The 24,149-nt window shown below is 63.1% G+C and carries 18 protein-coding genes; 10 read left to right on the forward strand and 8 right to left on the reverse strand.

The window, feature by feature from the left end:
* Positions 1-68 precede the first annotated feature (68 nt).
* Entirely contained in the window at positions 69-860 is a 792-nt protein-coding gene (locus ACA027_RS06635) for a GntR family transcriptional regulator (RefSeq protein ID WP_370681611.1), read from the reverse strand.
* A gap of 313 nt (positions 861-1,173) precedes the next feature.
* Here ACA027_RS06635 and ACA027_RS06640 point away from each other — a divergent pair, with 313 nt between their 5' ends.
* The 7 genes from ACA027_RS06640 to ACA027_RS06670 all read left to right on the forward strand — a co-directional run bounded on the left by ACA027_RS06640 (position 1,174) and on the right by ACA027_RS06670 (position 10,862).
* Positions 1,174-2,160, forward strand: a complete 987-nt coding sequence (locus tag ACA027_RS06640) for a malate dehydrogenase (RefSeq protein ID WP_370681613.1) — start codon at positions 1,174-1,176, stop codon at positions 2,158-2,160.
* Between the two features lie 12 nt (positions 2,161-2,172).
* The gene (gene tam, locus ACA027_RS06645) at positions 2,173-2,970 is read left to right on the forward strand and encodes a trans-aconitate 2-methyltransferase (RefSeq protein ID WP_370681614.1); all 798 of its coding nucleotides are present in this window, start codon (positions 2,173-2,175) and stop codon (positions 2,968-2,970) included.
* Positions 2,967-3,992, forward strand: a complete 1,026-nt coding sequence (locus ACA027_RS06650) for a CoA ester lyase (protein WP_370681615.1) — start codon at positions 2,967-2,969, stop codon at positions 3,990-3,992. Before tam ends, ACA027_RS06650 begins: the two co-directional genes overlap by 4 nt.
* Before the next feature lie 19 nt (positions 3,993-4,011).
* Positions 4,012-4,599: a hypothetical protein gene (locus ACA027_RS06655; RefSeq protein WP_370681616.1), complete on the forward strand. Its 588-nt coding sequence runs from the start codon at positions 4,012-4,014 to the stop codon at positions 4,597-4,599.
* Positions 4,600-4,668: 69 nt separating this feature from the next.
* A complete protein-coding gene (gene acnB, locus ACA027_RS06660) occupies positions 4,669-7,254 on the forward strand; it encodes a bifunctional aconitate hydratase 2/2-methylisocitrate dehydratase (protein WP_370681617.1) in 2,586 nt (861 codons plus the stop codon).
* A gap of 185 nt (positions 7,255-7,439) precedes the next feature.
* Positions 7,440-10,361, forward strand: a complete 2,922-nt coding sequence (locus ACA027_RS06665; protein ID WP_370681618.1) for an aconitate hydratase — start codon at positions 7,440-7,442, stop codon at positions 10,359-10,361.
* Between the two features lie 213 nt (positions 10,362-10,574).
* The gene (locus ACA027_RS06670; RefSeq protein WP_370681619.1) at positions 10,575-10,862 is read left to right on the forward strand and encodes a hypothetical protein; all 288 of its coding nucleotides are present in this window, start codon (positions 10,575-10,577) and stop codon (positions 10,860-10,862) included.
* A gap of 422 nt (positions 10,863-11,284) precedes the next feature.
* Here ACA027_RS06670 and bamC read toward each other — a convergent pair whose 3' ends face one another.
* The 7 genes from bamC to ACA027_RS06705 all read right to left on the reverse strand — a co-directional run bounded on the left by bamC (position 11,285) and on the right by ACA027_RS06705 (position 18,566).
* Entirely contained in the window at positions 11,285-12,388 is a 1,104-nt protein-coding gene (gene bamC / locus ACA027_RS06675) for an outer membrane protein assembly factor BamC (protein WP_370681620.1), read from the reverse strand.
* A 65-nt stretch (positions 12,389-12,453) separates the two neighbouring features.
* A complete protein-coding gene (gene dapA, locus ACA027_RS06680; RefSeq protein ID WP_370681621.1) occupies positions 12,454-13,350 on the reverse strand; it encodes a 4-hydroxy-tetrahydrodipicolinate synthase in 897 nt (298 codons plus the stop codon).
* Positions 13,351-13,531: 181 nt separating this feature from the next.
* Positions 13,532-15,643, reverse strand: coding sequence for a hypothetical protein (locus ACA027_RS06685; protein WP_370681622.1), 2,112 nt, complete (start codon positions 15,641-15,643; stop codon positions 13,532-13,534).
* Positions 15,644-15,699: 56 nt separating this feature from the next.
* Positions 15,700-16,278: a class I SAM-dependent methyltransferase gene (locus ACA027_RS06690; protein ID WP_370681623.1), complete on the reverse strand. Its 579-nt coding sequence runs from the start codon at positions 16,276-16,278 to the stop codon at positions 15,700-15,702.
* A 63-nt stretch (positions 16,279-16,341) separates the two neighbouring features.
* Positions 16,342-17,154: an SDR family oxidoreductase gene (locus ACA027_RS06695; protein ID WP_370681624.1), complete on the reverse strand. Its 813-nt coding sequence runs from the start codon at positions 17,152-17,154 to the stop codon at positions 16,342-16,344.
* 42 nt (positions 17,155-17,196) lie between these two features.
* Positions 17,197-17,367, reverse strand: a complete 171-nt coding sequence (locus tag ACA027_RS06700) for a hypothetical protein (RefSeq protein WP_370681625.1) — start codon at positions 17,365-17,367, stop codon at positions 17,197-17,199.
* 5 nt (positions 17,368-17,372) lie between these two features.
* Positions 17,373-18,566: an MFS transporter gene (locus tag ACA027_RS06705; protein WP_370681626.1), complete on the reverse strand. Its 1,194-nt coding sequence runs from the start codon at positions 18,564-18,566 to the stop codon at positions 17,373-17,375.
* Between the two features lie 192 nt (positions 18,567-18,758).
* Between ACA027_RS06705 and ACA027_RS06710 the strand changes: the two genes are divergently transcribed.
* The 3 genes from ACA027_RS06710 (at position 18,759) to parC (ending at position 24,075) form a co-directional block, all read left to right on the forward strand.
* Positions 18,759-20,738: a DNA topoisomerase IV subunit B gene (locus ACA027_RS06710; protein WP_370681627.1), complete on the forward strand. Its 1,980-nt coding sequence runs from the start codon at positions 18,759-18,761 to the stop codon at positions 20,736-20,738.
* A 185-nt stretch (positions 20,739-20,923) separates the two neighbouring features.
* A complete protein-coding gene (locus ACA027_RS06715) occupies positions 20,924-21,715 on the forward strand; it encodes a lytic transglycosylase domain-containing protein (protein WP_370681628.1) in 792 nt (263 codons plus the stop codon).
* Entirely contained in the window at positions 21,712-24,075 is a 2,364-nt protein-coding gene (parC, locus tag ACA027_RS06720; protein ID WP_370681629.1) for a DNA topoisomerase IV subunit A, read from the forward strand. Before ACA027_RS06715 ends, parC begins: the two co-directional genes overlap by 4 nt.
* Positions 24,076-24,149 lie beyond the last annotated feature (74 nt).

Here is a 24,149-nt window from a genome sequence, read left to right on the forward strand (position 1 = left end):
GCAATGCCGCAGTTTCGGGTGCCTGGGAATCCGGGATTGTGCGGTATCTCCGAGGGTGCGGGCGGCGATCAGCTCAATTCATTGCGGTAGTGGTGGGTGTCGGTGCGGTAGATACCGCGTCGTAACTCCATCGGAATGTCGTTGTACGTATAGGCAATGCGCTCCACGCTCAGCAAAGGGGTGGTGGTGCTGACTTGCAGCAGGCGTGCCTGCTCTTCATCGGGCAGGACGGCTCGGATTTTTTCATCGGCGCGCACCATGCGCACGCCGTACTCCAGCTCGAACATGGCATAGGTCGGGCCCTGGTAGCTGCCCATTTGTTCGGCCGTGAGGCCTTTGAAGGCCTGGCCGGGTAACCAGATGTCTTCCACGATGGTGGGCATGCCGCTGAGCGTGAGCACGCGGCGAGCCTGGATGACGGCGTCGCCGCTCTTGAGTTGCAGCAGTCGGGCCACTTCGGCACTGGCGCGCACACGCTTGCATTCCAGAATGCTGCGCTGTGCGCGGCCTTCTTTTTGCAGGTCGCCGGTGTCGGGCTGCAGTTTCAGAAAGCGGTATTGGACCTGCTGCGCAGCGTGGGTGGCCACAAACGTGCCCTTGCCCTGGCGGCGCATGACCAGGTTTTCGGCGGCCAGCTCATCGATGGCCTTGCGCACCGTGCCCTGGCTGACCTTGAATCGCGCTGCCAGCTCCATTTCGCTGGGAATCAGCTCGCCGGGCCGCCACTCGCCAGCCTGCAGGCTCTGCAGGATCAGCCCCTTGATCTGCTGGTACAGCGGGCTGAAAGAGGGGGTGGAGGCGCCCGAGGCGGGCCCAGATTTCTGGGGGGGCTCGGTGGCGGGAGTCAAGGGTGGTGGCATGGTGCGAAAATTGATGCGGTCAGCAATCTCCGGGAGGCAAAAAGCAGTCGGGAAGGTCTTGTGATCGAAGTGGCGATCATATCTTATATAAGACATAAGACAAATTGACCGAGGAATCAAATCAGCAGTACACTTTCACACTGTGTGCGGAGCATGGGCGGCTGGTGATGGATGCTGGTGCTTCCTTGCACCGACAACTGTACGACTTGCGCAAATCTGGTGAAGGACAGCCCTCACCGTGGGATACAGGCCAGGCGCCATCCCTGCTTGCGTAAGTCCTGAACTGTTTTATCCATACCTCTGGAGTTCTCACATGAGCAAGAAGCCCGTCCGTGTCGCCGTTACCGGCGCAGCTGGCCAAATCGGTTACGCCCTGTTGTTCCGCATCGCCTCCGGCGAGATGCTGGGTAAAGATCAGCCCGTCATTTTGCAACTGCTGGAAATTCCCGACGAGAAGGCTCAGAACGCGCTGAAGGGCGTGATCATGGAGCTGGAAGACTGTGCTTTCCCCCTGCTGGCTGGCATCGAAGCCCATTCCGACCCCCTGCAAGCCTTCAAGGACACCGACTACGCCCTGCTGGTGGGTGCACGTCCTCGCGGCCCTGGCATGGAACGCGCCGACCTGCTGGCCGCCAATGCACAGATCTTCACTGCCCAGGGCAAGGCCCTGAACGCCGTGGCTTCGCGCAATGTCAAGGTGCTGGTGGTGGGCAACCCCGCCAACACCAATGCCTACATCGCCATGAAGTCGGCCCCCGATCTGCCGGCCAAGAACTTCACCGCCATGCTGCGCCTGGACCACAACCGCGCCGCTTCGCAACTGGCTGCCAAGGCCGGCTTCAAGGTGGGTGACATCCGCAAGCTGACCGTGTGGGGCAACCACTCCCCCACCATGTATGCCGACTACCGCTTTGCCTCCGTGGATGGCAAGTCGGTCAAGGACATGATCAACGACCAGGTCTGGAACAAGGACGTGTTCCTGCCCACCGTGGGCAAGCGCGGCGCCGCCATCATTGCAGCGCGTGGCCTGTCCTCGGCTGCCTCGGCAGCCAACGCCGCCATCGACCACATGCGTGACTGGGCCCTGGGCTCCAACGGCGAATGGGTCACCATGGGCGTGCCTTCCAACGGTGAGTACGGCATTCCTGCCGGCATCGTGTTCGGCTTCCCTGTGACCACCGAAAACGGTGAGTACAAGATCGTCCAAGGTCTGGAAATCGATGCCTTCTCGCAAGAGTGCATCAACAAGACCCTGGCCGAGCTGCAAGGCGAGCAAGACGGCGTCAAGCACCTGCTGTAATCAAAGAACGGCATGCTCGACTGGAACCCCGCGCTGTACCTGCGCTTTGCCGATGAGCGCACGCGCCCTGCGGCAGAGCTGCTGGCGCGGGTGCCGCTTTCTGCCGCCCAAGTCCGCCATGTGGTGGACCTTGGTTGCGGTCCGGGCAATTCCACCGAGCTGCTGGTGCAGCGTTTTGCCGCTGCCCAGGTGCTGGGCGTCGACAACTCCGCTGCCATGCTGGCCACGGCAGGTCAACAACTGCCGCAGGCCAGGTTCGCGCTGGGCGATATTGCCCACTGGGCGCCAGAAGCCGGTTGTGCACCGGATCTGATCTATGCCAATGCCTCCCTGCAGTGGGTGGGCGGGCATGAAACCCTGATTCCCCGTCTGTTCTCGCTGCTGGCGCCTGGTGGCGTGCTGGCGATACAGATGCCTGACAACCGTCAGGAAGCCACGCACCGCCTGATGCGTGAGGTGGCGCGCCTGCCCGAGTTTGCCCCGTACATAGCCGATGCAGACAAGGTGCGCACCGACATTCTGCCCATTGGGGCGTATTACGATTTATTGGCTGCGCCCCATGCGCAAAGCGCTCTTGTGGATGTGTGGCACACCATCTACCAGCATCCCATGGAGTCCGCTGCGGCCATGGTGCAATGGGTGCGCAGCACAGGGCTGAAGCCTTTTGTGGAAGGCCTACCCCAGGACTTGCAAGCCGCCTTTCTGGCGGAATATGAGCGCCGCGTGGACGCGGCCTACGCCGTGCGGGCCGATGGCCAACGCCTGCTGGCATTCCCTCGACTGTTTCTGATCGCCCAACGCCAAGCATGAGCATGTCTTCCATCCATCCCGCGCAGGTGCTGCTGGACGCCCAGGCGGGTGCAGCCCAGCGCCTGCCTGTGTGCGACCACTACAGCGGCGTGGAAGAGCGCATGCGCAAAAGCCTGCAGCTGCAGGCAGACATGATGGCCGAGTTCGGCGCCTGCGTGTTTGACGTCACCTTGGATTGCGAAGACGGCGCACCGGTGGGCCAGGAGCTGGCACATGCCAAGCTGGTGGCCGCGTTGGCCCGCCAGGCCGCGCCCGGTGCCCGCGTGGCGGCCCGGGTGCATGCGGTGGATCACCCCGCGTTCCAGCAGGATCTGGACATCATCGCCGGCGAGGCCGCAGGCCATCTGTGCCACATCATGCTGCCCAAGGTGGAGAGCGTGGACGACGTGCTTGCTGCAGAAAAAGCCCTGCAACGCGCGACAGACAAGCATATCCCGCTCCATGTTTTGATTGAGTCGCCGGCTGCCGTGCACCGCGCGTTCGACATCGCCGCCCACCCGGCCGTGCAAAGCATCTCCTTTGGACTGATGGACTTTGTCTCGGCCCACGGCGGTGCCATTCCTGCCAGCGCCATGGGTGTGCAGGGGCAGTTCCAGCACCCGCTGGTGGTGCGTGCCAAGCTGGAAATTGCGGCCGCCTGCCATGCACATGGCAAAGTGCCGTCGCACTGCGTGGTGACCGAGTTCAAGCGTCCCGAGGTCATGCAGGCGGCGGCCAGCCAGGCTTTTCAGGAATTTGGCTTCACCCGGGTCTGGAGTATTCACCCCGGACAGATTCGACCCATTCTTGCGGCTTTCACGCCCGCCAGCAGCGAAGTGGCGCTGGCTGCGGATATTCTTGTCGGTGCCGCCAAGGCTGAATGGGCTCCCATCAGCCATGATGGCGTGCTGCACGACCGTGCCAGCTACCGGTATTACTGGCAGTTGCTGGAGCGTGCACACCAGACGGGGCAGCATATTCCCGAGGCCGCAAGCCTCTGGTTTGCCCCGCTGGCTCTTAAAACCGTAGCAAACAACACATAGAAATCGCTGGAGTTGTGAAATGAAAGCCATCATTGCCTCCGTCATCGCCCTTGTCCCCGCGCTGATGCTGGTGCAGCCTGCTGCTGCCAAAGAACAGGTCTCCCCTGCAGCCTCCAAAAAGGTTGCAGCCGCCAAGAAAACACCTGAAAAGAAACCCGCTGCGAAGAAAACGCCTGCCAAGAAAACAGCCGCTGTGGCTGCAGGGGCCGGTGCGGCTGCGGCCACCGTGGCCGTGGCTTCTTCCAATCTTTCGCCCGAAGCCCTGGTCCTGGCGGATCGCGTGCACACCGGTCGCATCGGCTGCGAGCTGGGTCAGCATGTGAACGTCACCAAGGACGGCAGCAACCCCGGCTACTTCTTTGTGGATGGCAAGGGCTTCAAATTCCACATGGCCCCCGTGGCTACGTCCACCGGCGTGGTGCGCCTGGAAGACAAGGGCGCCGGCGCCGTGTGGTTGCAGATTGCCAACAAGTCCATGCTCATGAACCAAAAGCAAGGCCAGCGCCTGGCAGACGAGTGCATGAGCGCTGAGCAAATCCAGGTGGCTGAAGCCATCAAACACAACCCACCTCCCAGCCTTTTGGAAAGCCCTGCTGCCGGCAAGTGATGCACTGATGCCGGGAGTGGGGTGCTGACTAGAGGTCGCCCCACCCATAAAACCATTGGAGAGAGAACCATGTTGAAAGCCTACCGTGACCATGTGGCCGAACGCGCCGCGCAGGGCATCCCCCCGTTGCCCCTGGATGCCAAGCAGGTTGCAGAGCTGATCGAGCTGATCAAGAACCCGCCCGCTGGTGAAGGTGACTTCCTGCTGGATCTGCTGACCCACCGCGTGCCACCCGGAGTGGACGATGCGGCCAAGGTCAAGGCTTCCTTCCTGGCTGCCGTGGCACACGGTGACCTGAAAGTGGCACTCATCTCCAAGGCCAAGGCCACCGAGCTGCTGGGCACCATGGTGGGGGGCTACAACGTGCACCCCCTGATCGAGCTGCTGGACGACGCCGAAGTCGCCGCCGTGGCCGCCGAAGCGCTGAAGAAGACATTGCTGATGTTCGACTTCTTCAACGACGTGGCCACCAAGGCCAAGGCCGGCAATGCCAAGGCCCAGGAAGTGCTCAAGAGCTGGGCCGATGCCGAGTGGTTCACCACACGCGCCGCCGTCGAAAAGAAGATCACCGTCACCGTCTTCAAGGTGCCCGGTGAAACCAATACCGACGATCTGTCGCCCGCGCCCGATGCCTGGAGCCGTCCCGACATTCCGCTGCACTACCTGGCCATGCTGAAGAACACCCGTCCTGACGCGGCTTTCAAGCCCGAGGAAGACGGCAAGCGCGGCCCCATGCAGTTCATTGAAGACCTGAAGAAAAAGGGCAACCTGGTGGCCTATGTGGGCGACGTGGTGGGCACGGGCTCTTCGCGCAAGTCGGCCACCAACTCCATCATCTGGGCCACGGGCGTGGACATTCCCTTTGTGCCCAACAAGCGCTTTGGTGGTGTGACCCTGGGCGGCAAGATTGCCCCCATCTTCTTCAACACCCAGGAAGATTCCGGCGCGCTGCCCATCGAAGTTGATGTGTCCCAGCTGGAAATGGGCGACGTGATCGACGTCTACCCCTACGAAGGCAAGATCGAAAAGAACGGCGCCAAGGTGGCTGACTTCGCTCTGAAGAGCGATGTGCTGCTGGACGAAGTCCAGGCCGGTGGCCGTATCAACCTGATCATCGGCCGCTCGCTGACCGCCAAGGCGCGTGAAGCCCTGGGTCTGCCCGCTTCCACCGCCTTCCGCCTGCCCCAGGCGCCTGCCGAGTCCAAGGCAGGCTTCACCCTGGCGCAAAAAATGGTCGGTCGTGCCTGCGGCCTGCCCGAAGGCCAGGGCATTCGCCCCGGTACCTACTGCGAGCCACGCATGACCACCGTGGGTTCGCAAGACACCACCGGCCCCATGACCCGCGACGAGCTGAAGGACCTGGCCTGCCTGGGCTTCTCGGCCGACATGGTCATGCAGAGCTTCTGCCACACGGCCGCCTACCCCAAGACCGTGGACGTCAAGACCCACCGCGAGCTGCCTGCTTTCATCAGTAACCGTGGCGGCGTGGCCCTGCGTCCCGGCGACGGCGTGATCCACAGCTGGCTCAACCGCCTGCTGCTGCCCGACACCGTGGGCACTGGTGGTGACTCGCACACGCGCTTCCCCATTGGTATTTCCTTCCCCGCAGGTTCCGGCCTGGTGGCCTTTGGTGCTGCCACCGGCGTGATGCCGCTGGACATGCCCGAGTCGGTGCTGGTGCGCTTCAAGGGTGAAATGCAGCCCGGCGTGACCCTGCGTGACCTGGTGCATGCCATTCCCCTGTACGGTATCAAGGCCGGTCTGCTGACCGTGGCCAAGGCCGGCAAGATCAACGTCTTCTCGGGCAAGATCCTGGAAATCGAAGGTCTGCCAGACCTGAAGGTGGAGCAGGCTTTCGAGCTGTCCGACGCCTCGGCCGAGCGCTCGGCCGCTGGCTGCACGATCAAGCTCAACCCCGAGCCGATCAAGGAATACCTGACCTCGAACATCGTTCTGATGAAGAACATGATCGCCGACGGTTATGCCGACGCCAAGACGCTGCAGCGCCGCATCGAGAAGGTCGAAGCCTGGCTGGCCCAGCCCGACCTGATGGAAGCCGACAAGGACGCCGAGTACGCTGCCGTGATCGAGATCGATCTGGCCGACATCAAGGAGCCCATCGTCTGCTGCCCCAACGATCCGGACGACGCCAAGTTCCTGTCCGAAGTGGCCGGCACCAAGATCGACGAAGCCTTCATCGGCTCTTGCATGACCAACATCGGTCACTTCCGCGCCGCGGCCAAGCTGCTGGGCGGCCAGCGTGACATCCCCGTCAAGCTGTGGGTGGCTCCTCCCACCAAGATGGACGAGAGCGAGCTGATCAAGGAAGGCCATTACGCCGCCTTCGGCACGGCCGGTGCACGCACCGAAATGCCGGGCTGCTCGCTGTGCATGGGCAACCAGGCACAGGTGCGCGAAGGTGCCACCGTGATCTCCACCTCCACCCGCAACTTCCCCAACCGTCTGGGCAAGAACACCAATGTGTTCCTGGGCTCGGCCGAGCTGGCCGCCATTGCCTCGCGCATCGGCAAGCTGCCCACCAAGGAAGAGTATTTGAAGGAAATGGGTGTGATCGACGCCGACAAGGCATCGGTCTACCGCTACATGAACTTCAACGAAATCGCCGAATACGCTGAAGTGGCCGAGAAGATCTAAGCCTTGTGCTTTCCGCAGCCTTTGACGGCTGCGGGTCCTCACCCAAACCCGCCTCAGGCGGGTTTTTTTGCGTCACTACATCACGCAAGGTCTGCTATCCGATAGACGTGTCATCTGGGGCGCCGCACAATGGTCTGGTCAACATAAGCATCGGGCTTATGGCTTTTGAGGACGGAGAACCACAGATGAAACATGCGAAACATGCGTTTGCTTCCACCCTGAAGGAATTTCACACGGCTTCTGGCAAAGATGGCCGGTTTTTTTCACTGCCCGCCCTGGCCAAGAAATACCCCAACGTCAAGCGTCTGCCTGTGTCGCTGCGCATCGTGCTGGAGTCGGTGCTGCGCAACTGCGACGGCAACAAGGTGACGCGCGAGCATGTGGAGCAGTTGGCGAACTGGAAGCCCCAGGCCGAGCGCGTGGACGAAATCCCCTTTGTGGTCTCGCGCGTGGTGCTGCAGGACTTCACCGGCGTGCCGCTGCTGGCCGATCTGGCCGCCATGCGCTCCACTGCCACACGCCTGGGCAAGAAGGCCGCCGCCATTGAGCCCCTGGTGCCCGTGGATCTGGTGGTGGACCACTCCATCATGGTGGACTACTTCGGCACCAAAAAAGCGCTGGACCTGAACATGAAGCTGGAATTCCAGCGCAACCAGGAGCGCTACCAGTTCATGAAATGGGGCATGCAGGCCTTTGACACCTTTGGGGTGGTGCCGCCGGGCTTTGGCATCGTGCACCAGGTGAATCTGGAGTACCTGGCACGTGGTGTGCACAAGGCCAAGGGTGGGGTGCACTATCCCGACACCCTGGTGGGTACCGACAGTCACACCACCATGATCAACGGCATTGGCGTGGTGGGCTGGGGTGTGGGCGGCATCGAGGCCGAGGCCGCCATGCTGGGCCAGCCGGTGTACTTTCTCACGCCCGATGTGGTGGGCTTTGAGCTGACTGGCCGTCTGCGCGAAGGGGTCACGGCTACCGACCTGGTGCTCACCGTCACCGAGCTGCTGCGCCGTGAAAAAGTGGTGGGTCAGTTTGTGGAGTTCTTTGGTGCCGGCACGGCCAGCCTGACGCTACCCGACCGCGCCACCATCGGCAATATGGCGCCCGAATACGGCGCGACCATGGGCTTCTTTCCGGTGGACGAGAAGACCATGGACTACTTCAAGGGCACGGGGCGCAAAAAGAGCGAGATCGAGGCCTTTGAGGCCTATTTCCGCGCCCAGGGCTTGTTCGGTGTGCCCCAGGCGGGTGAGGTGGATTATTCGCGCGTCGTCACGCTGGACCTGGGCACGGTGGCGCCCAGCCTGGCAGGCCCCAAGCGCCCACAGGACCGCATCGAGCTAGGCGATGTGGCTGCCAAGTTCAACGAGCTGTTCAGCGCCTCGGCCGCCAGCAATGGCTTCAACCAGTCTGCCGACAAGCTGGGTCAGCGTTTTCGCGTGGGCTGCGGCGATGGTGGGCCGGCCACGGACGCGCCATCGCCGGCACCAGGATCCGACCGTGCGGTGGTGGAAATGGTGGGCAACCGGCCCACGCTGGAAACATCGCACGAAGACGCCAGGTTCAATGCGGAGTGCGCCTTGCCAGGCAGTGGCGACGAAGGCTTGCACATTGGCAATGGCGATGTGCTGATTGCGGCCATCACCAGCTGCACCAACACCTCCAACCCCAGCGTGCTGCTGGCAGCTGGCCTGCTGGCCAAGAAGGCGGTCAAGGCCGGCCTGAAGGTGCGGCCCCATATCAAGACCTCGCTGGCGCCGGGCTCGCGCGTCGTCACCGAGTACCTGACCGAAACCGGTCTGTTGCCCTATCTGGAAAAGCTGGGCTTTGCGCTGGCAGGCTATGGTTGCACCACCTGCATTGGCAATGCGGGCGATCTGACACCTGAGCTCAACGAAGCCATCACCCGCAACGACCTGGTGTGCGCGGCCGTGCTGTCGGGCAACCGCAACTTCGAGGCGCGCATTCACCCCAATATCAAGGCCAACTTCCTGGCCAGCCCGCCGCTGGTGGTGGCCTATGCCATTGCCGGCACGGTGCGTCGCGACCTGATGACTGAACCTGTGGGCAAGGGTAAGGGCGGTAAGGACGTGTACCTGGGTGACATCTGGCCCAGCAGCGAAGAAATCCATGCGCTGCTGAAATACGCCATGAATGGCAAGGCCTTCCGTGCCAACTACGAAAAGGTGAAAACCGAGCCCGGCAAGCTGTGGGAAAAGATCAAGGGTGTGACCGGCGCCACCTATTCCTGGCCCGAGAGCACTTATATCGCCGAGCCGCCGTTCTTTGCGGATTTTACTATGGAGTTGGGAGCATCCCCTGCTGACAAGGCAAGCGCCAAAGGCAAAAAAGAAACCAAATCCAGTAATGCGGTACATGGTGCGCGCGTGATGGCCTTGTTCGGTGACTCCATCACCACCGACCACATCTCGCCGGCCGGCTCCATCAAGGAAAGCTCACCCGCCGGCCAATGGCTGCTGGCCCATGGCGTGCAAAAGGCCGACTTCAACAGCTACGGCTCACGCCGTGGCAACCATGAGGTGATGATGCGCGGCACTTTTGCCAATGTGCGTATCAAAAACCTGATGCTTCCCGCGCAGGCCGACGGCTCGCGCGAGGAGGGCGGTGTGACGCTCTACCGCGACGCACAGGGCAAGGTGGAGAAGATGTCCATCTACGACGCGGCCATGCAGTATCAAGCTGAAGGCGTACCCACCGTGGTGCTGGCAGGCGAGGAATATGGCACGGGCTCCAGCCGCGACTGGGCCGCCAAGGGAACGCAGCTGCTGGGCATCAAGGCCGTGGTGGCACGCAGCTTTGAGCGCATCCACCGCTCCAATCTGGTGGGCATGGGCGTGCTGCCGCTGCAGTTCAAGGGCAACGACAGCTGGCAAAGCCTTGGCCTGACAGGGGATGAACACCTGGACGTCATTCCTGCAGCCAACCTGGCGCCACAAAGCGATGCCCAGCTAGTCATCACCCGGAAAGATGGCCGCCAACAAGCAGTAATAGTGAAGTTGCGTATCGACACACTGATCGAAGTCGACTATTACCGCCACGGTGGTATCCTGCCGTTCGTGTTGCGCCAGCTACTGGCGGAATAAGGGACATGACGCTGGTTTACATAACGGATACAATTTATTTTCGAAATCAGCGTCAACCCTGTAAACCGACTGTTAGCCTCGTGCGTTTTGATCAGTACATGCGTGTGCATGCGTGCCCTCGGCGGGCATGTGCGTAGCACCTGATTGACAGCGTCCATGGTGGACTGGCAGGTGCGGCATACCGAATAACTCATCCTCAAGAGGAATATTGTCATGAAGAAGTCTCTGGTTCTGGCTACCGTGATCGCTGCTGCTGCTCTGGCTGCCTGCGGCAAGAAGGAAGAAGCTCCTGCTGCTCCCGCCGCTCCTGCTGTGGAAGCTCCCGCTCCTGCCGCCGAAGCTCCTGCTGCTCCCGCCGCTGAAGCTCCTGCTGCTGACGCCGCCGCTCCTGCTGCTGACGCTGCTGCTCCTGCCGCTGACGCTGCTGCTCCTGCCGCCGCTGAAGCCGCTGGCCAAGCTGCTGACGCTGCCAAGCAAGCTGCTGAATCCGCTGCCAAGTAATTTGCACGCCCTTCCCGCGTAGTCGGTACTGTCTGATTACGCAGGCAAGGTGAATGCACAAAGAACCCGCCTCTGGCGGGTTTTTTGTTGTCTGAAACAAAGCCTCTTTGAGCCGCCTTCAGTGTCCTGCGCTGCAATAGGGCTGGGGCAGAGCGTGTTTGTGGTCTCATTGCGGGATTGATGCCCCTGGCTTTGAGGTGCACCTGTTCCATGCCGGATGGTGCGCCGCGCTGTGAAGCCCGGCAATCTGCGGGTCGGCTGTGGTGGCTGCAAAACGCGGGCCACATATTCCGATTCGAGTGCGATCCAAGTCCGGTGGCTGGGTTGCTGCGGCGAAATAGCGCAGGTCCGCGCCAAGCATGCGGCCGGCATGAAAAAAGGCTGCCGAAGCAGCCTTTGTTGGTGTGGCGGAACGCCGGGTATTACTTGAGGTCGTCGGCAATGACGCGCACGATGCGCTGGGCATTGACGTCGGTCTCGGGCTGGCCGTTTTCGCCCAGCACCACCACATGCGACTTGCTGCCTTCGCTGCGCACGGCAATCTGGTATTTGGCAGGCTTGGCTTCAGCCTTGGAGCCGAACAGTGAGCCGAAGAAGCCCTTCTTCTTTTCTTCGGTGTCGGGGTTAGCCGGCACGTAACGCACAAAGTACAGGCCCTTGCTGCGGTCGCGGTCTTCCACGGTGAAGCCGGTGCGGTCCAGGGCCACGCCTACGCGGCGCCATGCGCGGTCAAAGCCTTCGTCGATTTCCACGGCAGGCTGGCCATTGAGCGTGCTCACGCGTGCGGTCTGTGCCACGGTGATCTTGTTGCCACTGGCGGCCACCACGGCCTTGGATTGCTCGTCGGTGCTGCCCAGGCGCACCATGATGCGGCGCAGGAACTCGGTTTCCAGCTCGGGGTCGGCCGCGCGGGGCTGCCACACGGTGCTGTCCTTTTGCTGGTTGCTGTAGACCTCTTGCATGCCGCGGTGCGTCACGTAGATTTCGGTCTTGCCATCGGGGCGGCGCTCCAGGCGGGTGCGGAAGCGGTCACGCTCGCTGGTGGAGTACAGCGAGTCCAGCACCTTGCCCAGTGCTGCGCGGATCACGTCCTGCGGCAGCTTGGCGCGGTTTTCGGCCCAGTCGGTTTCCAGAATGCCCAGCTCGGGCTTTTCGGTGGCCAGGTTGAAGCCGCTTTCCAGCCAGAAGTCGCGCACCGGATCCCACAGCTTGTCGGCAGGACGGTCGACCACCAGCCAGCGCTGGTTGCCGTCGCGCTCGATGCTCACGTCACCCACGGTCAGTGCAGCAGCCTTGGACAGCGGCGGTGTCACGCTGGCCTGACCGGCTTGCAACTCACGGGCCGAGACGCTGGCGCCAGGAACGTTGTAGCGGGTATCGCGCGAGAGCTGGTTCAGATCAGGAGGCACTTCCAGGGTCACGCCCTTCTTGGCACTCTTGTAGTCGATCTTGTCGTTGTCCAGCACGGAACAGGCCGACAGAGCGACGGCCATGCCCAGCAGGCTCAGTCGTGTGATGTTTTTCACGCAGGAAATCCTTGAGGGTCGAGACAGTGGAATGCGCCGTGGCCAATACCAGGCGCAAACCTCTATTAGATCAGACCGGCAGCGCGCAGTGAAGATTCCACAGCAGCATGGTTGCCCGCAGACAGCTCGGTCATGGGAAGGCGCATGGTAGCGCCACACAAACCCATACGCGCGACTGCCCATTTCACGGGAATGGGGTTGGCTTCGATGAACAGGTTTTTGTGCACCGGCATCAGCTTGAACTGAATCTCCATGGCGCGCTTCACATCGCCTGCCATGGCTGCCTTGCACAGCTCGCTCATCAGGCGGGGGGCCACGTTGGCCGTCACGGAGACGTTGCCATGGCCGCCCAGCAGCATCAGCGCGACGGCGGTGGGGTCATCACCGGAGTACACGCCGAAGTCCTTGGGCACTTCACGGATCAGCCACTGTGCACGTTCGATATTGCCCGTGGCTTCCTTGATGCCGAAGATGGAGTCGATCTGCGCCAGGCGCAGCACGGTGTCGTGCTGCATATCGGCCACGGAGCGGCCGGGCACGTTGTAGAGCATCATGGGCAGATCGCCCACGGCCTCGGCAATGGCCTTGAAGTGCTGGTATTGGCCTTCTTGCGTGGGCTTGTTGTAGTAGGGAACGACTTGCAGCTGGCTGTCTGCGCCCACCTTTTTGGCGTACTTGGCCAGCTCGATGGCTTCGTGCGTGCTGTTGGCGCCGCAGCCCGCCATCACCGGCACACGGCCTGCGGCCTGCTCGACCGAGACACGAATGATCTCGCAGTGCTCCTCCACATTCACCGTGGGCGATTCGCCCGTGGTGCCCACCACGCCGATGCAGTTGGTGCCTTCGGCCACATGCCAGTCGATGAGTTTGCGCAGGTGGGGATAGTCAACGCTACCGTCCTCATGCATGGGGGTGACAAGGGCAACAATGCTGCCCTGCAGGGCGACGGAAGAAGTAGTCATGTCCGCAAAGTAAAACGGGAAAAATTCATTCTACCCAGCCGTTCTGGCAAAGAAAGCGCTGCATGCAAGCTGGCAACGCTACAGAGGCTGTTTTTGTCGTTTCGATGTGTACATCCGCCGTTTCGGCAGAAAAATATTTTTTCTGCCGTCGAATTTGTTGTGGCGTTGGCGGGTTTTTCGCTCAGACCTGCTGTAGCCAGGCGCCGACGGCGGCCTGGTCCAGGCGCTCCAGCAGATGCTCCGCATCGGCCTGGCGCACCACCAGAAAGCGCAGGGAGTCGTCATTGGTGCGCAGGCGGACCAGGGCCAGGCCCTGGGGCGCCAGATGCGCTTGCAGGCTGTCAAAGCCGTCCTCCATGCCATCGCCCTGGCTGTGTCGGTCCCACTGCCATTCGCTGGCACCGGGCAGCCAGTGGCTGTCCGCCAGGCTGTCGGCATCTTTCCAGTCCAGGTGGGCGAACTGGCTGCCAATGGCCAGCAGGTGCACCCAGTACAGCGTCAGCGCGTTCTCGCCCTCGGGCAGGTGCATCACATCGGGGTCGATCTCGTCCTCTTCGTCCCAGCCCATGTCGTCGGGGTCGGGCACGGCCACGCAGCTGCGCCATTGCTGCAACAGCGTTTCGGCTTCTGCTTCGTCGCCCAGGCACAGCATGCCTGCCACGTCCTGCATCCAGTCCGGGTCTTCGGCGGCGATCAGCGCACTGCGCTGCATCTCGTGCGTGGCCACCGGCTCACCCAGGCCCTTGAGCATGCCGCGCAGCGCCTGCTGGTAGTCGGCCCAGGTTTCGCCCGTGGGGCTGAAGCTGTAGTCCTTGAGCGAAAACATGCCCAATTCGGCCTCCGGCCCTTCACCCATGAATGCCAGTAGCTCATTTTTTTGCACCTTGCGGTGCAAAGGAGGGCTCCAGATATCGGGGCTGGCCAGCAGCTTGCCCTTGGTATTGAACACGCGCGGCTGCCCTTTGTGGGTAAAGGCCAGCAGCTTGCTGCCGGGCAAGACCTTGGGCGGCGAGTCGGCAAAGCCGCGCTCGATCAGCTCGAATTCGCAGGGCAGGATTTCCTGACCGCTGCGATGCACCACACCTTCGAACAGGCGGGTGTCGGGCTCGCCTTGCGCATTGGTCCAGGGCTGGCGCTTGACCGCTACCGCCAGGCCCGTCTTGGGGCTGAAGTCGTTGACGCATTCATAGCAGCTGTCAAACAGCGGCTGGCCATGGATGTCGAGCAGCAGCATGCGGGCCTGCGTATCCAGGTCGCGTGAGACGCGGATGATGGCGTCTTCCTCCGCATCGAACATGGCGGTGGTCACGGTTTCGTGCAGCAGCGCCAGGCCCGGCAGGCTGCGCAGATCGTGGTAGTGCGGCACATGGGGCGATTTGCACTGCATCACATGGGGCGTGATGGCGTAGGCGTCCAGATAGCCTGCGGAAGGCGCAATCACCCATTGACCGTTCAAATCCTTGAGGCCGGATGGGGCGCCTTCGCCCGGCACGGCTTCGGGCCAGTGCACATTGAGGTGGTCGCCGCTGGCAAACACCATGCGGGCGCCTTCGCTGGGCTGCTGCAGCCAGCGGCCATAGGGGGTGACCAGGCCCACGGGCCAATCGTCGCGCTCGGCCTCGTCTTTCGGTGGCAAGCCGGTGCGTGGGTGCAGCTTGGGCATCACGCTGTAGGCATCGACTTCTTCCTCCCAGGCGCCGTGGTAGCGCTCCTGGTAATGCGTGGCCAGCCAGTCAGGCCAGTCATCGCAGAGTTCGCACTCTATGACTTCGGTGCGGGCAATGACGGCAGGGCTCCACCAGCCCTGTGGGGTGGCTGGTGACTGCAGCAAGCTTTGCAGCGCTTCGGGCAGGCCGGGGGCGCTGCAATCCCATTGCAGGCATTGCGCGCGCTGGGCCTGCAAAAAGGCCATGAATTCCGGCTCGTCAAAGTCGTGGGGGCTGAGCGTGGCACAGTCCAGCAGCAGCCATTGGCGCGGGCTGGTGGTGATGACGCGGTCGATCTCCTGCCACTGTGCGAGCAAAGGCCCCATCTGGGCCTTCAGCCACTGCCAGCGGGCCTTGACGCCTGCCATGGGCGCCGCCAGGGCCGACAGGCTTTCTTTGTCCTGGTAGGCGCTGCAGGGCACGAGCTGGGGCAGTTCCCGGGCATCGCCCAGCAGCAGGCTGAACAGCAAGGGCGTGTGGTTGAACCACTCGGCCCAGCCATCGCAGGGGCCACCCGGGGTGGCGGGCCAGACCGTGGTGGAGCAAGGGAATTCGTCGTGGGCCAGCAGCAGGGCGTAGGTAGGCATCGCGGTCGGGGAGAAACGTCGCAGAGGAAAAGCGAGACAGGGTCAGCGAGATGGACTCAAGGGGTCAGGCAGGCGGTGCTGGTGGCCGGGCCTGTTGCATTGGGGCGAATGGCTGCAATGCGCTGCACCACGCGGTCGGGCTGGCGTAGCTGGCCGCATTCATAGGCCACCACATTCCAGTCGCGGCAAACCTGCAGCAGCTCGCCGGGCGCCAGCAAAAAATCCGGGCGCGAGGGCTTGCCAAAGGCCTCGTTGCCCAGGCCAAAGGTCTCATACAGCAGCACGCCGCCGGGGGCCACGCTGTCCAGAATCTGGGGCCACAGCGGGCGCCACAGATAGTTGGTCACCACCACGGCGCCAAACTGGCGGCCAGCCAGCGGCCAGGGCCCGTTTTCGATATCGGCGCAGACCAGCTCACCCAGGCCTTGCAGGCCGGACAGTGCGGCGCTGTCGCGGTCCACGCCCGTCATGCTGTGGCCGTTGGTGGCCAGCCAGCGCAGGTGGCGGCCGCTGCCGCAGGCCAGATCCAGCACCGGGCAGCCCGTGGGCAGCAGATGGCGCCAGCGTTCAATCCAGGGCGAGGGCGCCTGGGAGCAATGGGCAGAAGCAGGAACAAAAGAAGAGGGGCTGGTCATGGAAAAACTATAGCAGCCCCAGCGCAGCCACTCTGCAGTTGAGCTTGTCAGCACTGACCAGGGTCAAGCGTCTGTGTGGGGGTGTTTCAGTGCGGCCAGGGCCATGCGCTCCACCACGCCGGGGGCAATCAGCTTGACCCAGCGGCCCAGCTTGCCCTGGCGGGTCATGACCACCTCGCGCTGGCGGCGCTCCATGCCTTGCACAATCAGCCGCGCGCACTCGGCCACGGGCATGGCGTGGTTTTCCTTGAGGCCGCTGACGCCGGCGGCCTCGCCTTGGGCGTTGTAGCCGTGGTAGCGAATGCGGGTGTCCACCACGCCGGGGTAGGCAATGGTGACGGCCACGCCTGCGGGTTTGAGCTCGGTGCGCAAGGCCTCGAAGAAGCCGGACATGGCGAACTTGCTGGCGCTGTAGGCCGTGCGACCGGGCACGCCTACCAGCCCCGCCAGCGAGGACACAGCCACGATGCAACCCCGCGAGGCCTTCAGATGGGGCAGGGCTTCATGGGTGCACCAGACGCTGCCCCAGAGGTTGGTGCGCATCAGGCGCTCGTACCAGGCCAGGTGTTCGGCGCTGACATCTGAAAGCAGCGCATGGGCCGACACGCCGGCGTTGTTGACCAGCACATCCAGGCCACCAAATTGCTGCACGCTGCTGGCGATCAGCGCCCGGCACTGGTTTTCCTCGGACACGTCGGTGGGCAGCACCAGGGTTTGCGCGCCATGGGCCTGGCATTGCGCGGCCACGGCTTGCAGGTGCTCCAGATTGCGTGCCGCCAGCGTCAGCTGCAGGGCTTGTCGGTGCTGCTGCGCCAACTGGCGGGCCATTTCGGCGCCTATGCCGTCGGAGGCTCCGGTGATGATGATGCGGGGCATGGTGTGCCTCCGGACCATGCCGCCGAGCCGAAGCGCTCTGGCTTAAAAGCAGGCCCACACCTGGTCGGCCAGTGTGACCATGAACTCCGGCAGCAGATACAGGGCAAACACCGCCATCAGCACCAGGGCGATGGCGGCCCACAGCAGCAGCCGCTTCCAAAGCGGCAGAGGGCGTGGGGCAGGCGTAGCAGGCGTGGATGAAGGCGTAGACATGGTGCTCAGGCCAGAGAGGGTTTGCGCACCAGGGACTGTTCGCGCACCGGCAGATTGACCAGGGCGGCAAAAATGCCCAGCGCAATCGCCAAATACCAGACCATGTCGTAATTGCCGTTGCGGTCATACAGATAGCCGCCCAGCCACACGCCCAAAAAGCTGCCCACCTGGTGGCTGCAAAACACAAAGCCGCCCAGCATGGACAAATGCTGCACGCCAAAGATCTGGGCAATGGTGGCATTGGTCAGCGGCACGGTGGACAGCCACAGAAACCCCATGGCAGCCGAGAAGATGTAGACCGACCAGGGCGACAGCGGTGCCAGCAAGAAGGCCACGATGATGACCGAGCGCAGGCCGTAAATGCCCGACAGCAGATAGCGCTTGGGCATTTTCTGGCCCAGATTGCCGGCGATATAGGTGCCAAAGATGTTGAACAGCCCCACCAGGGCCAGCGAATAGCTGGCCACCTGCGGGGCCATGTTGAAGTCCTTGAGATAGCTGGGCATGTGCACGCCAATGAACATCACCTGAAAGCCGCAGACAAAATAGCCCGCCAGCAGCAGCACAAAGCTGGGGTTGGTCCAGGCCTCGACCAAGGCCTGGCCAATGGTCTGGTCACGCAGTGGTCGAGGGCCGGCATTGGCGCCAAAACCGGGTTCACGCAGGCCAAAGGCCAGCACGGCAATCAAGAGGGCGATCACGGCCAGCAGCAGCAGGGCGTTGCTCCAGCCGAACTGGGCAATCAGCCCGCCTTCCACTGGCACCATAAAGAACTGGCCGAAAGAGCCGGCCGCAGCCGTCACCCCCATGGCCCAGCTGCGCCGCGCCACGGGAATCTGCCGGCCCAGCACGCCATAAATCACCGCATAGGTGGTGCCGGCCTGGGCTGCGCCAATGACCACCCCCGCCGTCAGGGCGAACCAGGTGGTGGTGGGCGACAGCGCCATGCCCGCCAGGCCCAAGGCGTAAAGCATGGCGCCCCCCACCAGCACCTTGAAGGCGCCCAGCTTGTCGGCAATCATGCCCACGAAAATACCCAGCACCCCCCAGGACAGGTTCTGGATGGCAATGGCCAGCGCAAAGGATTCGCGCGTCCAGCCCATCTCCTGGGTGATGGGCTGCAGCCACAGGCCAAAGCCATGGCGTATGCCCATGGACAAGGTGACCACTGCGCCCCCGCACAGCAGCACTTGCAACATGGATAGATGCTTGAATGTGTTGTTTTGTTTTTGCATAGGCCCAGAATGTAGCGAGTTCGTCCACCGTTTGCGGTGCTGCCCCACCTCGCGGATGGACACTGGCGCGACACCCCGGGCAACAAACCATGTTGCCATGGGGTAACTGTTTATTTATCCAGCGGTGCGCCAGCGCGCGCACTACAATCCGCCCCCATGGCAGCCAAACCCTCTACTTCCATTCCCGAATATTCCGAAGGCTCGATCCGCGTCCTCAAGGGCCTGGAGCCGGTCAAGCAACGTCCCGGCATGTACACCCGCACCGACAACCCCCTGCACATCCTGCAGGAGGTGATCGACAACGCGGCCGACGAAGCCCTGGCCGGCTATGGCAAGCGCATCAAGGTGTCGCTGCACACCGATGGCTCGGTCAGTGTGGAAGACGACGGCCGTGGCATTCCCTTTGGCATCCACCCCGAAGAAGGCGCCCCCGTGGTCGAGCTGGTCTTCACCCGCTTGCATGCGGGCGGCAAGTTCGACAAGGGCCAAGGGGGGGCCTACAGCTTCTCGGGCGGCCTGCACGGCGTGGGCGTGTCGGTGACGAATGCGCTGTCCACACGCATGGAAGTCACCGTGCACCGCGACGGCCAGGTGGCCCGCCTGGTGTTTTCCGGCGGCGATGTGATCGAGCCCCTGACCGTGCGCCCGCTGCAAAGCGGCGAGCGCAAGCAGGGCACGACGGTGCGCGCCTGGCCTGACGCCAAATACTTCGAATCCTCCAATCTGCCCATGGGCGAGATGGTGCATTTGCTGCGCAGCAAGGCCGTGCTCATGCCCGGTGTCACCGTCTCCCTGGCCAATGAAAAAAACCGTGACACGCAAAGCTGGCAGTACAAGGGCGGCCTGCGTGACTACCTGGCGCAAAGTCTGACGGGCGACCCCGTCATCCCCCTGTTCGAGGGCGAGGGCTTTGCCGACAAGCACCACGACAGCTTTGCCGAAGGCGAAGGCGCTGCCTGGTGCGTGGCCTTTACCGAAGACGGCGCGCCGCTGCGTGAAAGCTATGTCAACCTGATCCCCACCACCGCCGGCGGCACGCATGACAGCGGCCTGCGCGACGGCCTGTTCCAGGCGGTGAAGGCTTTTATCGACATGCATTCGCTGCTGCCCAAGGGCGTGAAGCTGATGCCCGATGACGTCTTTGCCCGCGCCAGCTATGTGCTGAGCGCCAAGGTGCTGGACCCGCAGTTCCAGGGCCAGATCAAGGAGCGCCTGAACTCGCGCGACGCCGTGCGCCTGGTCTCGGGCTTTGTGCGCCCGGCGCTGGAGCTGTGGCTCAACGAACATGTGGAGCATGGCAAAAAGCTGGCCGAGCTGGCTATCAAGGCCGCGCAAACCCGCCAGCGTGCCGGCCAGAAGGTGGAAAAGCGCAAGGGCAGCGGCGTGGCCGTGCTGCCCGGCAAGCTCACCGACTGCGAAAGCCGTGACCTGGCCCACAACGAGGTGTTTCTGGTCGAGGGTGACTCTGCCGGCGGCAGCGCCAAAATGGGCCGCGACAAGGAAACGCAAGCCGTGCTGCCGCTGCGCGGCAAGGTGCTCAACACCTGGGAGGTGGACCGCGACCGCCTGTTTGCCAACACCGAAATCCACGATATCTCGGTGGCCATTGGCGTGGACCCGCATGGCCCCAATGACACCCCCGACCTGTCCGGTCTGCGCTACGGCAAGATCTGCATTCTCTCGGACGCTGATGTGGACGGCTCCCACATCCAGGTGCTGCTGCTGACCCTGTTCTTCAAGCATTTCCCCAAGCTGATGGAGGCCGGCCATGTCTGCATCGCCCGCCCGCCGCTGTTCCGCGTGGATGTGCCGGCGCGTGGCAAAAAGCCCGCGGCCAAGATTTACGCCCTGGACCAAAGCGAGCTGAATGCCATCCTCGACAAGGCTACCAAGGAAGGTGTGGCGCGCGAGAAATGCCAGATCAGCCGCTTCAAGGGCCTGGGCGAGATGAATGCCGAGCAGCTGTGGGAGACCACGCTCAACCCCGACACCCGCCGCCTGCTGCCGGTGCAGGTCGACACCACGCCGCTGACCGATACCGAAACCCTGATGGGCCGGCTGATGGGCAAGGGCGAGGCCGCTTCGCGCCGCGAGCTCATGGAGCTGCATGGCGATGAGGTCGAGGTGGACATCTGAGCCGCCACATGCATTGCCCAGCCTTCGCATCGACCGAACAGGCCGTGGCGTTGCTGCGCCCTGCGCCAGGCGATAGCCATCAAAAAATGCATCAAAAAATGCATCAAAAAATGCATAAAAAAGCGCGCTACAGCTTGTGGATAAAGCACAGGCTGCTCTCTTTTTCGCTAGCTGCTGCCGGCGCGATGCTGTTGTTGCCCGGCATGGCCAAGGCCGATATCTGGGCCTATGTGGATGCCCAGGGCGTGACCCATTTTTCCAACCAGGCACTGGATGCACGCTATCGCCTGTTCTTCCGAGGCAGCAGCTTTGACACCCAGCGCGATGCCATGCCGCGCCAGGCCGGCCAAGCAGGCCCTGGGCTGAAGGTGGACGCGGCCTCGGCCGGCGCAGCAGCCAAGCTGGCCGGTTATTTTGCCAACTCCAACCAGTACAAGCAGGTGCGCACCCATGTGGAGCGCACCGCGCAAAGCACCGGGCTGGACCATGAGCTGCTCAAGGCCTTGATTGCCACCGAATCGGGTTTTGCGGCCCATGCGGTCTCGCCCAAGGGCGCGGTGGGCCTGATGCAGCTCATGCCCGACACCGCACAGCGCTTTGGTGTGCGCGCCGACAAAGACCGCACCGTGGCGCAAAAGCTGACCGACCCGGCCACCAATCTGCAGGCGGGTGCCCGCTATCTGCAATACCTGATGGGCCTGTTCCCCGGCCGGCTGGACCTGGTGCTGGCCGCCTACAACGCCGGCGAGAACGCCGTCAAACGCTTTGGCCAGGCCATTCCGCCTTACCAAGAAACCCAGAACTACGTCCGCACCGTGCTGGCGCTGTATGAACAGCTGGCGCCTGGCGCCGCGCAAAACCATGGCCGTGCCGCAGTGCCCGGTCGCACCCCTGCCGTCACTGGCCGGGTGCGCATGGAGTTGCCCGGCAGCCAGCCCGCAGCGGACCTGAGCAACACCCCGAGCTTTCTTCCATGAGTGATCTTTTGACATTGGAACCGGCCCGCCCCGACAGCGCGGGCGACTTGCTGGACCTGGGCGCCTACGCCCAGCGCGCCTACCTGGAATACGCACTGTCCGTGGTCAAGGGCCGGGCCCTGCCGGACGTGAGTGACGGCCTCAAACCCGTGCAGCGCCGCATTCTGTACGCCATGGACCGCATGGGGCTTTCCTATGGCGGCAGCGGCGGCAACACGGCGGCCAAGCCGGTAAAAAGCGCCCGCGTGGTGGGCGATGTGCTGGGCCGCTTTCACCCCCACGGTGACCAGTCTGCCTACGACGCCCTGGTGCGCATGGCCCAGGACTTCAACCAGCGTTATCCGTTGGTAGACGGCCAGGGCAACTTCGGCAGCCGCGACGGCGACGGCGCCGCTGCCATGCGTTACACCGAGGCGCGCCTGTCCAAGATCAGCCGCTTGCTGCTTGATGAAATCGACCAGGGCACGGTGACTTTTGTACCTAATTACGACGGCAGCACCGAAGAGCCCCAGCAGCTGCCGGCACGCCTGCCGTTCTCGTTGCTCAATGGCGCCAGCGGCATTGCCGTGGGCCTGGCCACCGAAATCCCCAGCCACAACCTGGTGGAAGTGGCCGAGGCCTGCATGGCCCTGATCAAGCGGCCCACGCTGAGCGACAGCGAGCTGTTTGAAATGATCCCCGGCCCTGACTATCCCGGTGGCGGCCAGATCATCAGCAGCAGCCACGACATTGCCGAGGCCTACCGTAGCGGCCGCGGCAGCCTGAAGGTGCGCGCGCGCTGGACGATTGAGGAGCTGGCCCGTGGCCAGTGGCAGCTGGTGGTGGTCGAGCTGCCCCCGGGTGTGAGCACGCAAAAAGTGCTGGAAGAGATTGAGGACATCACCAACCCCAAGGTCAAGACCGGCAAAAAAGCGCTGACCCAGGAGCAAAACCAGCTCAAGGCCAGCATATTGGCCGTGCTAGATGGCGTGCGCGACGAATCCAGCAAGGACGCGCCGGTGCGCATCGTCTTCGAGCCCAAGACCGGCAAGGTGCCGCAGGCCGAGCTGGTGACCGCGCTGCTGGCCCACACCAGCCTGGAGACCTCCAGCTCCATCAACATGACCTGCATAGGCCTGGATGGCAAGCCGGTGCAAAAACCGCTGCGCCAGATGCTGGAGGAGTGGATTGCCTTCCGCCAGGCCACCATCACCCGCCGCAGCGAATACCGCCTGTCCAAGGTGCTGGACCGCATCCACATCCTGGAAGGCCGTCAGGCCGTGCTGCTGAACATCGACGAGGTGATTGCCCTCATCCGTGCCAGCGACGAGCCCAAGCCCGCGCTGATGGAGCGCTTCAATCTCTCCGAGCGCCAGGCAGAGGACATTCTGGAAATCCGCCTGCGTCAACTGGCGCGGCTGGAGGCCATCAAGATCGAGCAGGAACTGGCCACACTGCGCGGCGAGCAGCAGGGGCTGGAAGACATACTGGGCGACGCCAAGACCCTGCGCAACCTGATGGTCAAGGAAATCAAGGCCGACGCCAAAGAGTTTGGCGATGACCGCCGCACCCTCATCCAAGAGGAAAAGAAAGTCGTGGCCGAGGTCAAGGTGGTGGATGAGCCCGTCACCGTGGTCATCTCCGACAAGGGCTGGGTGCGTACCCGCCAGGGCCATGGCCATGAGGCGGCGGTGTTCACCTTCAAATCGGGTGACCAGCTGCGCAGCACCTTTGAATGCCGCACGGTGGACCAGCTCATCGTGTTCGGCGACAACGGCCGCGTCTACAGCGTGGCCGTGGCCAGCCTGCCCGGCGGGCGCGGTGACGGCCAGCCCGTCACCACCATGATCGACCTGGAGGCCGGCACCCAGATCACCGCCTACTTTGCCGGCAACGGCGACAGCCAGTTGCTGCTGGCCAGCTCGGGCGGCTATGGCTTTGTCGCCAAGCTCGACTCCATGGTGGCGCGCAACAAGGCCGGCAAGGGCTTTGTCACCGTGCAAGACGGCGAGACCCTGTGCCAGCCCTCCATCATCGACGCCTTGCCTGCCTCCACGGCGGATGGCGCCGAAACACCGGCCGCCACCCATGTGGCCTGCCTGTCCAGCGACGGCCATGTGCTGACCTATGCGCTGTCCGAGCTGAAACTCATGAGCAGCGGCCGTGGCCTGCAGCTCATGAAGCTGGACGACAAGGCCAGCCTGGTGGGCGCCGCCGCCTACACCCGCAGCGTGCGCATCACCGGCAGTGGGCGCGGTGGCAAGGACAAGGAAGAAAACCTGGAAATCCGCAGCCTGAACAACGCAGCCGGAAAGCGCGGTGCCAAGGGCAAGGCCACGGGTTGGACCTTCAAGCCCAATGGCATTTGCCGGGTGGAGTAAGGGCTGCTCACCAGTCGATAGCCGCAAATGCTTGTGTACCAAGCGTTTGCGGCTGAAAAACGTAAAAGCTGTGA

The organism is Comamonas sp. GB3 AK4-5 (assembly GCF_041320665.1).
In the GTDB taxonomy this organism is placed as follows: Bacteria; Pseudomonadota; Gammaproteobacteria; order Burkholderiales; family Burkholderiaceae_C; genus Comamonas.

Bases quoted from the DNA above. Each gene is read 5' to 3' on its own strand.
- ACA027_RS06635 (WP_370681611.1), bottom strand. From the start codon at position 860: ATGCCACCACCCTTGACTCCCGCCACCGAGCCCCCCCAGAAATCTGGG.
- ACA027_RS06640 (WP_370681613.1), top strand. From the start codon at position 1,174: ATGAGCAAGAAGCCCGTCCGTGTCGCCGTTACCGGCGCAGCTGGCCAA.
- tam (WP_370681614.1), top strand. From the start codon at position 2,173: ATGCTCGACTGGAACCCCGCGCTGTACCTGCGCTTTGCCGATGAGCGC.
- ACA027_RS06650 (WP_370681615.1), top strand. From the start codon at position 2,967: ATGAGCATGTCTTCCATCCATCCCGCGCAGGTGCTGCTGGACGCCCAG.
- ACA027_RS06655 (WP_370681616.1), top strand. From the start codon at position 4,012: ATGAAAGCCATCATTGCCTCCGTCATCGCCCTTGTCCCCGCGCTGATG.
- acnB (WP_370681617.1), top strand. From the start codon at position 4,669: ATGTTGAAAGCCTACCGTGACCATGTGGCCGAACGCGCCGCGCAGGGC.
- ACA027_RS06665 (WP_370681618.1), top strand. From the start codon at position 7,440: ATGAAACATGCGAAACATGCGTTTGCTTCCACCCTGAAGGAATTTCAC.
- ACA027_RS06670 (WP_370681619.1), top strand. From the start codon at position 10,575: ATGAAGAAGTCTCTGGTTCTGGCTACCGTGATCGCTGCTGCTGCTCTG.
- dapA (WP_370681621.1), bottom strand. From the start codon at position 13,350: ATGACTACTTCTTCCGTCGCCCTGCAGGGCAGCATTGTTGCCCTTGTC.
- ACA027_RS06685 (WP_370681622.1), bottom strand. From the start codon at position 15,643: ATGCCTACCTACGCCCTGCTGCTGGCCCACGACGAATTCCCTTGCTCC.
- ACA027_RS06690 (WP_370681623.1), bottom strand. From the start codon at position 16,278: ATGACCAGCCCCTCTTCTTTTGTTCCTGCTTCTGCCCATTGCTCCCAG.
- ACA027_RS06695 (WP_370681624.1), bottom strand. From the start codon at position 17,154: ATGCCCCGCATCATCATCACCGGAGCCTCCGACGGCATAGGCGCCGAA.
- ACA027_RS06700 (WP_370681625.1), bottom strand. From the start codon at position 17,367: ATGTCTACGCCTTCATCCACGCCTGCTACGCCTGCCCCACGCCCTCTG.
- ACA027_RS06705 (WP_370681626.1), bottom strand. From the start codon at position 18,566: ATGTTGCAAGTGCTGCTGTGCGGGGGCGCAGTGGTCACCTTGTCCATG.
- ACA027_RS06710 (WP_370681627.1), top strand. From the start codon at position 18,759: ATGGCAGCCAAACCCTCTACTTCCATTCCCGAATATTCCGAAGGCTCG.
- ACA027_RS06715 (WP_370681628.1), top strand. From the start codon at position 20,924: ATGCTGTTGTTGCCCGGCATGGCCAAGGCCGATATCTGGGCCTATGTG.
- parC (WP_370681629.1), top strand. From the start codon at position 21,712: ATGAGTGATCTTTTGACATTGGAACCGGCCCGCCCCGACAGCGCGGGC.